Source organism: Ensifer sp. LC11, from assembly GCF_001695835.1.
Lineage (GTDB): Bacteria > Pseudomonadota > Alphaproteobacteria > Rhizobiales > Rhizobiaceae > Ensifer.
The window spans coordinates 83,541-95,302 of the sequence record NZ_MBSO01000034.1 but is presented as its reverse complement, the minus strand read 5'-3'; the positions used below and the strand labels follow the sequence as shown (position 1 = coordinate 95,302).

The following is an 11,762-nucleotide window of genomic DNA, read 5'->3' as shown; positions in this document are numbered from 1 at the left end:
GCCTTAAAACACAGTCGTTTCGAACCAATCTGAAAGGGGTGGAAACATGAACAAAAATGAGCTCGTGTCTGCCGTTGCTGAGAAGGCCGGACTTTCCAAGACCGACGCATCTTCTGCAGTTGATGCAGTTTTCGAGACCATCCAGGGCGAGCTGAAGAACGGCGGCGACATTCGCCTCGTCGGCTTCGGCAACTTCTCGGTTTCGCGCCGCGAAGCCTCGAAGGGTCGCAACCCGTCCACGGGTGCGGAAGTTGACATCCCGGCGCGCAACGTGCCGAAGTTCACGGCCGGCAAGGGCCTGAAGGATGCCGTCAACGGCTGATCAGATTTGCTTGGCGGCCGGACACGAGGCCGGCAGTCCAGGTATTCGAGGGTTCGGCGAAAGCCGGACCCTTTCGCATTTTGAGGCGGCTCTTGCGGGCTCCCGCCATTTGCTCTACGGCTTGCCCATTCTCAGGGCGGGGTGAAAGTCCCCACCGGCGGTAAGGGCATGACCGCGGCGCGCGTCTTTAAAGACGCGCTCATGCGGCGGCTCAAGCCCGCGAGCGCCTTTCTTCTGGAGCAGGGGAAAGGGTCAGCAGATCCGGTGCAATCCCGGAGCCGACGGTTACAGTCCGGATGAAAGAGAATGGTCGCTGGCACGAAGGGCAGGGCTGCCCGGCGTCGTGCGTTGCGCTCATGCGTCCTGATTTGTGTTGGTCCATAGGATGCATGACATGAATCAGACTTCCCTCGGTTTTTCTTCCTCGCGCGCCTTGGCCGGAGCCGGCTTCATGGTGCTCGCCGGTGTTGCGTTCGCCGGCCTCAACGTGGCCACCCAATGGCTGACGATGAAGCTCGGCTTTCCCGCAGCCTCGACGGCCTTCTGGCAATATGCCTTTGCCTTTTTCTTTTCCTTGCCGTTCCTTTGGCGGGTAGGGCTTTCGGCGATGCGGACCGATTACCCCTGGCGCCACGTCGTGCGCGTGGCGCTCGCCGCCTTCGGTGTCGGAGCCTGGGTCTCCGGCCTTGCGCACGTGCCGATCTGGCAGGCGATCGCTCTGGTCATGACCTCGCCGTTCTTCATCATCCTGGGCGCACGCCTCTTTCTCGGCGAACGTGTCGGCGCGGCGCGCTGGGCTGCGACTGCGGTTGGCTTTGCCGGTGCCATGATCATTCTCGAACCCTGGGCCGATGGCTTCACTTGGGCCGCCCTGCTGCCGATCGTCTCGGCGCTGCTTTGGGGCGCATCGTCGCTGATCACCAAGAACTTGACCGGACGTGAGCGCCCCGAGACGATTACCATCTGGCTGCTGGTGCTGCTGACGCCGATCAACGGAGCAATCGCGCTTTCGGCAGGCTTCGTGATACCCACTGGCCCGACGCTCTGGCTTCTCGTGCTCGCCGGTGTCTTGACCGTTTTCGCGCAGTACCTGCTGACGCTCGCCTATACGGTCGCCGACGCCGCCTATGTGCAGCCCTTTGACGATTTGAAGCTTCCGCTCAATGTCTTGGCAGGCTGGCTGGTCTTCGGTTATGCACCGACAGGTCTCCTCTGGCTCGGTGCCGCTCTGATCCTTGGCGCGTCACTGTTCATCATGCGCAACGAGATCCAGCGCGAACGGGAGCCTGCCACAACCTGAACGGTGCAAAACTCGGCCGCTGTCATTCGGCTGTCATCGCGATCGCGCAGAACCCCCATGTTTTTCAGTGTTCGCACATGGGGGATTTCATGACCATTGTATCGCGCATGACGGCGCTCACGGCCGTCCTCTTGGCTTCAGCCGCATTTCCCGCGGCAGCCGAGCCCGTCTTCAACCGCATCGCGTCCTTCGCCGTTGCCGACAATCTGCCCGAAGGCGATGCCCGCAAGGCGCCGACATCCGCCGAGATCATTACGGCCAGTGAAGACGGCAACACGCTTGTTTATTCCGACAGCCCGGGCAAACGCATTGGCCTCATCGACATCACCGACGCGAAGGCGCCGAAGGCAGCCGGCGTTGTTGCCTTTGATGGCGAGCCGACATCCGTCACCGTTGCCGGCGCCAAGGCGCTCGTCGCGGTCAACACCCGCGAGAGCTTCGTCAAGCCTTCGGGCTTCCTCGCAGTGGTCGACCTTGCGTCGAAGAAGGTGGACGCCACGTGCGACCTCGGTGGCCAACCGGATTCGGTTGCAGTCAACAAGGACCGCACGCTTGCCGCCATCGCGATCGAGAACGAGCGCGACGAAGAGGTGAACGACGGCAAGATCCCGCAGATGCCGGCCGGTGATCTGGTGATCCTGTCGCTCAAAGACGGCGTTGCCGATTGCGGTTCGCTGAAGCGTGTGACGCTGACCGGCCTTGCCGAAATTGCCGGCGAGGACCCGGAACCGGAATTCGTCGCCTTCAACGGCAAGGACGAGATCGCGCTGACGCTGCAGGAGAACAATCACATCGTCATCATCGACGGCAAGACGGCGACGGTGAAGACACATTTCTCTGCGGGTGCCGTGGATCTTAAGAACATCGACGCCAAGCGCAACGGTGCGATCGCCTTCAAGGACGAACAGCCGGCGCGCAAGCGCGAACCCGACGCCGTAAAGTGGCTGGACGACAACCGGATCGTGGTCGCCAATGAAGGCGACTACGAAGGCGGTTCGCGTGGCTTCACCATCTTCGATACGACCGGCAAGGTCCTCTACGAAGCAGGCGCGACCTTCGAACATGCCGTTGCCGCGATCGGCCACTACCCCGAGAAGCGCTCGTCGGCAAAGGGTGTCGAGCCTGAGGGCCTGGAGGCCGCCAAGTTCGGCGACGACAACCTGTTCTTCCTGCTTGCCGAACGCGCCTCGATCGTCGGCGTCTACAAGGACACGGGCGCTGAGCCTGAACTGCTGCAACTCCTGCCGTCGGGCATTTCGCCGGAAGGTGCCGTCGCCATCCCCGCGCGCAACTTGCTTGCGACCGCCAACGAGGTCGACCTCGGCGAAGACGGCGGCGCGCGCTCGCACGTGATGATCTATGAGCGTGGCGAGGGTGAAGCCGCCTATCCGCAGATCCGCTCCGTCGGGAAGGACGGCCTGCCGATCGGCTTCGGCGCCCTGTCCGGTTTGGCCACTGTTGCCGACAAGCCGGGCTTCCTGCGCGCCGTCAGCGACTCGGTCTTCTCGTCGCAGCCGACGATCTTCACCATCGACGCCACGCAGAAGCCGGCGCTGATCACCGAAGCGCTGGCCATCACCCGTGACGGCGCACCGGCTCAGAAGCTCGACATCGAGGGTATCGCCAATGACGGGGACGGGGGCTTCTGGCTTGTTTCGGAAGGCAACTCCGACAAGCTCTACAGCCACGCGATCCTCCACGCGAACAAGAAGGGCGAGATCAAGAAGGAAATCGCCCTGCCGGAAGCACTGCGTGCCGGCGAAACCCGCTTCGGCTTCGAAGGCATCACCGTGGTTGGCGAAGGCGACGACCAGACACTGTGGATGGCCGTCCAGCGCGAATGGAAAGACGACGAGAAGGGCTTCGCCAAGCTCGTTTCTTACAACCTGAAGAGCGAAGAGTGGGGCGCCGTGCGCTACCCGCTGGAGAAGGCCGGCGACGGCTGGGTCGGCCTATCGGAAATTTCCGTTAACGGCGACTACGCCTATATCATCGAGCGCGACAACCTGATCGGCCAGGCAGCCAAGCTCAAGAAGATCTATCGCGTTGCTCTCTCGGAGCTGAAGCCGGCAGCGCTTGGCGGGGAACTGCCCGTCGTCAAGAAGGAGGAGGTCCGTGACCTCATGCCGGATCTGAAGGCGCTCAGCGGCTACGTCGTCGACAAGGTCGAGGGCTTCACCGTTGACGCCGCCGGTAACGGCTACGTCATCACCGACAATGACGGTGTTGACGATTCCTCCGGCGAAACCCTGTTCTTCTCCATTGGCGCCATCAACGCGATGTAAGCGTTACGCCCGGAGAAAAACGGAAGAGGCCGGGACATGACGTCCCGGCCTCTTTCTGTTTCGGCATTTGCGAATTGCGGCAGGCGGCGCTGCTCCTAGCGGGCGATCGCGACCTGCGCTGCCTCTTCGGCTTCATCCTTGCGCTTGCGGATCTCGTCCGTCCTGTCGACCAGCTTGCCGACAATGTCGTAGAGGGCGTCTAGCTCTTCGTCGTCGAGCGCCGAGAAAATCTCTTCGAGCAACTGCTTGCGCGGATGTTCGGCGGCTTCCAGAACAATGCGGCCGGTTTCCGTGATCGAGACGATCTTGGCGCGCCTGTCCTCGGGGTCGGGCTTGCGCATCACCAGGCGGTCACGTTCCAGGCCGTCGATAGCCTCGGTGACCGTGCGCGGTGCGAAGTTCAGCGCGCAGGCGATGTCGGTCGAGCGACAGGGGCCGAGCTTGCTCAGGAAGAAGAGGAACTTGCTGCGCGCCAGCGACACGCCTTCTTCGGTCATCGACTCGTTCACCAGCCGGTGAACCCGGTGGTAAAGCTCGAACAGTCTATCGGAAACTTCGAATGTCTTCTTCATGATCGTCGCTGGAATTTCATGAGGTGCCATGTGAAATGGCAGTAACATTAGTGATAGTTACAATTGCCGTCTTTGTCGACAGAAACCTCGGCCGTTTCACGGTAAGTCCCTCGCCAACAAAGAAACGGCCGCCGTCTCCGGCGACCGTTTCACTTGCAGTGACTAGAACTTCGCGCGCTGAGCGAGTTCTTGCCGGCTGGGCATTTCCGTTTCGCTCGACATTTCGGGGTACTTACCCCGAGATCGATATTGCGCGTGTCGCGACGTCAGGCAGCCCAGCGCGATGAACCGGTCGGCTGCGCATAGCCGGTGGCCTCGACCAGAGTGAACCGCGCGATCAGGTCGCGCAGGCGGCCTGCCTCCTGTGCGAGCGTCGCGCTTGCCGCATTGGCTTCCTCGACCATCGCCGCGTTCTGCTGGGTCACCTGGTCCATTTGATTTACGGCGGTATTGACCTCGGAGAGCCCTGCGGACTGTTCCTGGGCCGAGACGGCAATCGCGTCCATGTGCTGGTTGATCGTGACGATGAAGCCTTCGATCGTGCGGAGAGCCTCGCCGGTTTCGCGCACGAGCCGGACACCGCTTTCGACTTCGACGGCGGAGTTGCGGATCAGACCCTTGATCTCCTTGGCGGCATTGGCCGAGCGCTGAGCAAGCTCGCGCACTTCCTGGGCGACGACGGCAAAACCCTTGCCGGCATCGCCGGCCCGCGCCGCCTCAACGCCGGCATTGAGCGCCAGCAGATTGGTCTGGAAGGCGATCTCGTCGATGACGCCGATGATGTTGGAGATCTGGCTCGACGAATGCTCGATGCGGCCCATCGCATCGACGGCGCCCGACACGATGGCGCCGGACTTGCGAGCGCTTTCGTTCGCCTGGCCGGCCACAGTGCGGGCCTCATGGGTGCGCTTCGACGAATTGCCGACATTGACGGTGATCTGGTCGAGGGCTGCTGCCGTTTCTTCCAGCGAGGCCGCCTGCTGCTCGGTCCGGCGCGAAAGGTCGTCGGCGCTTTGGCTGACTTCTCTTGCACCGCTGTCGATGCTGCCGGAGCTGGCCGAAACCGCGGCGAGCGTGTCGGCGAGTTGGGCGACGGTCTGGTTCAGGTCGTGGCGAAGCTGCTCGAAGTCGGGCGCAAAGGGCTCGTTGAGCTGGAAGGCGAGATCGCCGGCGGCAAGTCGGCGCAGACCACTTGCAAGACCGGCGGTTGCTTCCTGAAGACGGCGCTGGGCCGCGGCTTCCGCTTCTTCGGTCACGCGCAGGCGTTCGGCTTCCGCCTTGACGCGCTGCGCCTGGGCATCCGCTTCGAGGTGCCTGTTGGCGATCGCCGCCTGCCGGAAGACCTCGACGGCACGGGCCATCTCACCGATTTCGTCCTTGCGGGCGCCGTAGGGGATGTTGCTGTCCGTGTCGCCTTCGGCAAGGCGGGCCATCGAGCGGGTAATGATCTGGATCGGACGGGCAATACCGCGGACCGCATAGAGGATCGCGCCGAGCACGATGACGGTGGCAAGCGCGATGACGGCGATCTCGATCATGCGGATCTGATCATGCGTTGCCGAGCTTGCGGCAACGGCGGCATCCGCGCCCTTAACGTTGAGGGCACGCATTTCCTTGATCGCCTCGTCAACCTTCTGCTCGGTCTCGCGCATCTCGACCTTGAAGACGCTCTGCGCCTTCATGTTTTCGAGATTGTTGGAAAGCTTGACCATGCCGTCCGAGACGGAGAGATAGGCCTGGTAGCTGGTGCGCACTTTGTCCAGTGCCGCCTTGTCGGCATCGGTGACCATCAGGCTCGAGTATTCGTCCGCGAGCTTGTTAAAACCGCCGACGGTCTCGCCGATGACTTTTTCGGCAGCCTTCTTTTCGAAGGGGGTCAGCGAGATCAGATGGCGGGCAAAGGCCATGCGCGTATCGGAAAGCTGCGTTTCAAGCGCGCGGGAAAGCGAGACGCGGGGCAGCCAGGTGGTGGCGATCTCGTTGTTGCGATCGTTCATCATCTTGATGCCGCCGAGCGAGGAAACGGCAAGCGCCGTAACGATAACGGCCACCACGAGGAAAAGGGCAATGAGCGTGTGCGAAATCTTGAGCCGTGACATGTGTACCCCCGGAAGGACGGCCGTCCGTAAAACTGTACTTGAATTAAGTCATTCCGGCTCTTGATCGTCATGACGGAGCGGATGCCGAAGCAGGAATCATTCCGGTGCCTGGATGCGCTTGGAAACGCAGCCGGCGCAAACCTATCGAACAAGATGTTACAAAAGCCCTAATCGATTAAAGTGAGTATAATCTGATATTTGCAGGTACTAAGCCGCGGTCGCTCAGGCCATCATTTTTACGAATGCCGTGGGCCTATTTGTATTAGTTGTGACTTTACTTTGTCTGGCTGAAATATGCTTGCCGACGGCGATCCGATCTCCCACGTGGATGACGCGCAGCCGCCGATTGACGGGCGCCTGTTTGCCGGGCCATGGTCGGTCATGCCCTTCCGCTTCGTCCACACCGCAGACCTGCATCTCGATTCGCCGCTCCGCAGCCTTGCCCTTAGAAACGCCGATCTCGCCGAAATCGTACGGGGAGCGTCGCGGCGCGCCTTCGTCAAGATCGTCGATCTTTGCATCGCCGAGCAGGTCGATGCATTGCTGATCGCCGGCGACCTCTATGACGGCAGCCAGACGTCGATGAACACGGCTCTGTTTCTCGGTCGCGAGCTCCGCCGTCTGGACGAGGCGGGTGCGCGCGTCTTCATCATTCGCGGCAATCACGATGCGCAATCACAGGTCACCAACGAACTGACCTTGCCGCCATCGGCCCATGTCTTCAAAGGCAGGGCAAAAGCCGTTCTCGCAAAGACGCTGGCAAGCGGTCGCGACGTCTACGTGCATGGCGTAAGCTTCGCCAGTCCGCACGCGCCGGACAGCTTGCTACCGGCGTTCCAGTCTCCAGTGCCCGGCGCGGTGAATATCGGCATGCTGCACACCAGCCTTGCCGGTGCGGCGGGACACGATCTGTACGCGCCCTGCAGCGTTGCCGATCTCTTGGCCCATGGATTTGATTACTGGGCGCTTGGTCACATCCATCAGCGACAGGTTCATGCGACCGAGCCCTTTGTCGTGATGCCGGGCATGCCTCAGGGTCGTGACGTCAATGAGGCCGGGGTGAAGGGGGTGACGCTGGCCACGGTCGGTGACGACGGCCGCATCAGTCTTTCCGAGCAGACGATCGGCATCGCCAGTTTCGAGCGCACGCTGGTCGATATCACTGACCTGTCGGAGTGGCGCGATATGCTCGAGGCCATCAGGCAGACGCTTTTGCGGATCTGTGGCAATACGCCTGCGGAAAACGTTATCCTGCGTCTGACTTTGACCGGTGTCACGCCATTGGCATGGCGCCTTCGCCGCGACGCAGATCTGCTGCGGGCGGAGATCGACAACATCGCTGCCGGAATAGCCGGTTGCTGGATCGAAAAGGTCGAGCTCACCAGCAGGAGCGCCCAAACCGAGAAAACGGGCTCCGTGCTCGATCCCGTCGAGGAGCTTGCGGCGCTTGTCGAGGCCGATGTTCTGCCGGCCCACGGTTTTCGTCAGGAGGTTCGTGCAGCCGTTGACGATGTGCTACAGCAACTTCCGCCTGAATTGCGCCAAGCGCTGGCGCCGGATGAAGAGGCGGTCGAACGGCTCGCCTTTGAGGCCGGCGCGTCGGGAGGTGCCGAGGTGCTTGCCCACCTTCACGGCGGCGGCGCCGGCGAGGGCACTCACTGATGCGGCTGCGCGCGCTTGATCTTGTCCGCTATGGCAAGTTTACCGATCGTCGTCTCGACTTCGGCGAAAGGGTAGACGGCACACCCGACCTGCATATCGTCTATGGGCCGAATGAAGCCGGCAAATCGACACTGTTCTCGGGCTTCCTGGATCTGCTCTTTGGCATCGAGCATTCAAGCCCCTATGGCTTCCTGCATCCGTACCAGACGATGCGGGTGGGCGGCACGATCGAAGCGGCCGGCCGGAACTATCGCGCATTCCGGATCAAGCGAAAGACGAATTCGTTGGTCGGCGCCGACGAGCAGGCTTTGCCCGACAACCTCTTTTCTGGCGTGCTCGGCGCGATTGATCGCGACACCTACCAGATGATGTTTTCGCTCGATGACGAGAGCATAGAAAAGGGTGGCGAGGCGATCTTGAAGAGCGAGGGCGAGCTCGGGTCGCTGCTGTTTTCCGCAAGCTCGGGCCTACCGGACAGCACGGCAATCCTTTCGGCCCTGCGCGGACAGGCTGACGCCTTCTACCGTCCGCAGGGGCGCAAACATCAGCTTGCGGAACTGAAGGGTGAGTTGGAAACCCTGAGGGTCGAACGAAATGCGCTCGATATCAACGCCCGCGAATATGCGGCTCTGCGCAAGACGCTGACGCAAGCACGCGAACGCCACGATGAAGCGATCGCACGCCGGGCTGCGCTCAGGGTCGCGCGCGATCGTCTGAAGGCTGAGATCGAGGCCCTGCCGTATCATGCTCGGCTCTATGCGCTCCGGGGGGAGCTGGCGAGCGCTCCTCTGTTGCCGGTGCCGCCGGCCGAATGGGCGAGTGACCTGCCCAAGCTTCGGCGCGAGGAGGGCGAGATCGAGGTCAAGCTCCGGCAAGTCGAAAGCGAAACGCAGCACCATCGCGACGCGCTGGACGAATTGCCGGAAGATAAGGCGGCTTTGTGCCTGGCCGAACGCCTGGCAGCGATAGAGGAGACCGCGCTTGATGCCCGCTACGTGACCGCGGCGCGCGACATGCCCTCGCGCGAGGAAGAGCTTGTGAAAGCCACGACGGAAATTAGCGCCTGCCTGCTGCGGCTAGGGGAGCCGCCGGACCGTGATCCCGCCGCGTTGTTGTTGCCTGCCGGCACCGGCGCCCAACTCCAGGATCTCGCTCGGCGGCACTCCGCCTTGGCCGAGCGTCTCGCCTCAGCGCATCAGGAGGTCTCGAGCGCGATGGAGGCAATGCGGGCGGCTGAGCGCGAGATGGCAGAATTGCAGGGCAAAGACGGCGCCGCAGACGTCCGGGCGCTTGCAGAGCAACTGCCAGTCTGGCGGCGCAGCGATTGTCTGCTGCGCCAGCAGGCAGCGTCCCAGTCCATCGCTCGACTGGAAGCGGACCTCGTCGACAAGCTCGTGGTGTTGAAGCCCTTTTCCGGCAGCGCCGACGACCTGCTTGAGCTCAGCGTGCCGACGACGGGAACGCTTGATGCCTTGCGCCTGTCGATCGCAGCGCAGGAGGAGCGCCGGGCGCGCCTTTCGGATCGTATAGTGGGCGAGCAGGAACTTCTGGCTGGCGAGCAGGCGCGGCTTTCCGAATTGTCTGCCGTCAGTGGCGTCCTGGACGACGTCTCGTCGCTCGCTTTACGGCGCGCGCGAGATGGCGCATGGCAACGGCACAAGGCCGAGCTTACCGAAGCGACGGCCGTCGCCTTCGAAAGGGTGATGGGAGAGGATGATGACGTTACCGCGCTACGTCTCGTCGAAGCCGCGCGGCTGGCCGAAATGCGAGGTCTGGCGCTTTCGATAGCCGAACGACGCGCGCGCCTCGGCGTGCTCCGCGAGCAGGAGAACCAACTGCGCGACGATGCGCAAACGCAGGCTCACACGCTCGCAACGGCCGCTGCCAGCTGTGGCTTACCTCGCGTTACGACGCTGCCGCAGCTGGAGGCGTGGCTTTCCACTCGTTTGACTGCTCTCGACCTGCGCGCGCAGCTGCGCTCCGCGCGGCTGGAGCTTGATCAGGCGCAAGCCGAGGAAGCAGAAGCGATCCGGATGCTGCAGCACGAACTCGCGAGCCTCGGCGCCACCGAGGGATTGCCGAAGCGGCTGGATGGGCTTCTGTTCGTCGCCGAACAGACGATATCGCGGGCGCAAATCGCGTTAGGGGCGCAAAACGCTGCGCGCGATGTCGCCAAGCGGGCTGCGGACGTCCTTGAAAGCCGGCGCCGAGCCCTCGAAATTGCCGAGAGCGAAATGGCGGCGTGGCAAGCCCAATGGAGCGATCTTCTCGCCAAGCGCTGGTTCGCAGAGCGCGACGACCCGCTGTCCCCGGAAGGGGTTGCCCCGATGCTGGCTGTCCTGCAGGAACTCGACAAGCTGACGCAGCGGAAGTCCGATCTCGACTATCGTATCGCCGGTATGCGCAAGGACCAGGCGGCGTTCGGGCGCGCCGTAGCCGATCTTGCAGAACCATCGGTGACGGGTGAGCCGCTTGCCATCTTCGCCTCGCTGAAGGCGCGTGTCAGCGCAGCGCAAAGGTTGGCCGATCGCCGGGCGACCCTGCTGTCGGAACTCGCCCGGCTGGAAGACGAATGGCGCACCACGAGCTCCGAGCGGGAGCTCCATGCGGTGCGCAGACGCTTGATCCTTGAGTTCTTCGATTGCGATACGCTCGATGAGGCATCACAGCATTTTGAGGTCGCCCGGGAGCAGCAACGTCTGCGTCAACGCATTGCCGAATCGGAGGCCGATCTTGCCTCTCGCCTCGGTGTCGCAACGAGCGAAGAGGCCGAAGCATTGCTTGCCGTGCTCGACGACGCCGCGGCACGGTTGGAACTGGCGCGGCTCGATGCGGCGCTCGAAGTAAGCGACCGCGACGTCAGCGAGTTGCATACGGACATGCGAGAGAGGGAAAAAGCGCTCGCAGATGTCGAAGGCGGCGATACGGTCGCAGAGCTCGATCAGAAACGGCGAACGCTGCTTCTCGACATCGAGAGCAAGGCGCTTGCCTATCTGCGGCTGCGGGCAGGCGTCATCGCCGCGGAGACGGCCCTTCGGCTCTTCCGCGAGCGGCACCGCAGCGCCATGATGCGCCGGGCCTCGGAAACCTTCCGCCGGATCAGCGGCGATGAATATTCCGGCCTGTCGGCCCAGTCCGACAAGGGGCAGGAGTTCCTGATCGCCAATGCGGCGGCCGGCGGATCGAAACTTGCCAAGGATCTCTCCAAGGGCACGCGTTTCCAGCTCTATCTGGCGCTGAGAATAGCCGGCTATCACGAGATTGCGGCAGCGCGCGAATCGCTGCCCTTCATCGCCGACGACATCATGGAAACCTTCGACGACGGGCGCGCGGCCCGTGCCTTCGAGCAGATGGCCGAAATGGCGCGGGTCGGTGAGGTGATTTATCTGACGCACCACGAACATCTTTGCGAGATTGCCCGCAGCGTCTGCCCGACTGTGACGATCCACAGGTTATGATAGGCTCGCGAGCGACCTAGTGACGGACTGACGCGGAACAGAGGCGCCGTAAACGAAAACCGGA

7 protein-coding genes and 1 riboswitch are annotated in these 11,762 nt (G+C 62.7%); of the genes, 5 read left to right on the top strand and 2 right to left on the bottom strand.

Annotation, left to right across the window (positions count from 1 at the left end):
• The first annotated feature begins 46 nt into the window (after positions 1-46).
• The 3 genes from hupB (at position 47) to BBX50_RS21765 (ending at position 3,907) form a co-directional block, all read left to right on the top strand.
• Positions 47-322 carry a DNA-binding protein HupB gene (gene hupB / locus BBX50_RS21775; RefSeq protein WP_065777403.1) on the top strand — a complete coding sequence of 92 codons (276 nt, stop codon included), beginning with the start codon at positions 47-49 and terminating at the stop codon, positions 320-322.
• A 123-nt stretch (positions 323-445) separates the two neighbouring features.
• Positions 446-634, top strand: a riboswitch (FMN riboswitch).
• 73 nt (positions 635-707) lie between these two features.
• On the top strand, positions 708-1,622 hold the full coding sequence (locus tag BBX50_RS21770; RefSeq protein ID WP_201723507.1) for a DMT family transporter: 915 nt from the start codon (positions 708-710) through the stop codon (positions 1,620-1,622).
• Between the two features lie 107 nt (positions 1,623-1,729).
• Positions 1,730-3,907 (top strand): esterase-like activity of phytase family protein, encoded by a 2,178-nt coding sequence (locus tag BBX50_RS21765; protein WP_244513093.1) that lies wholly within the window; start codon positions 1,730-1,732, stop codon positions 3,905-3,907.
• Between the two features lie 95 nt (positions 3,908-4,002).
• Here the strand turns inward: BBX50_RS21765 and BBX50_RS21760 are convergent, their stop codons facing one another.
• Together BBX50_RS21760 and BBX50_RS21755 are read right to left on the bottom strand one after the other, a co-directional pair.
• A complete protein-coding gene (locus tag BBX50_RS21760; RefSeq protein WP_043611481.1) occupies positions 4,003-4,479 on the bottom strand; it encodes a MarR family transcriptional regulator in 477 nt (158 codons plus the stop codon).
• A 266-nt stretch (positions 4,480-4,745) separates the two neighbouring features.
• The gene (locus tag BBX50_RS21755; protein WP_065777400.1) at positions 4,746-6,578 is read right to left on the bottom strand and encodes a HAMP domain-containing methyl-accepting chemotaxis protein; all 1,833 of its coding nucleotides are present in this window, start codon (positions 6,576-6,578) and stop codon (positions 4,746-4,748) included.
• Between the two features lie 381 nt (positions 6,579-6,959).
• Between BBX50_RS21755 and BBX50_RS21750 the strand changes: the two genes are divergently transcribed.
• A complete protein-coding gene (locus BBX50_RS21750) occupies positions 6,960-8,240 on the top strand; it encodes an exonuclease SbcCD subunit D (RefSeq protein ID WP_065777534.1) in 1,281 nt (426 codons plus the stop codon).
• Positions 8,240-11,698 carry an AAA family ATPase gene (locus tag BBX50_RS21745; RefSeq protein ID WP_065777399.1) on the top strand — a complete coding sequence of 1,153 codons (3,459 nt, stop codon included), beginning with the start codon at positions 8,240-8,242 and terminating at the stop codon, positions 11,696-11,698. Before BBX50_RS21750 ends, BBX50_RS21745 begins: the two co-directional genes overlap by 1 nt.
• The last annotated feature ends 64 nt before the right edge of the window (positions 11,699-11,762 follow it).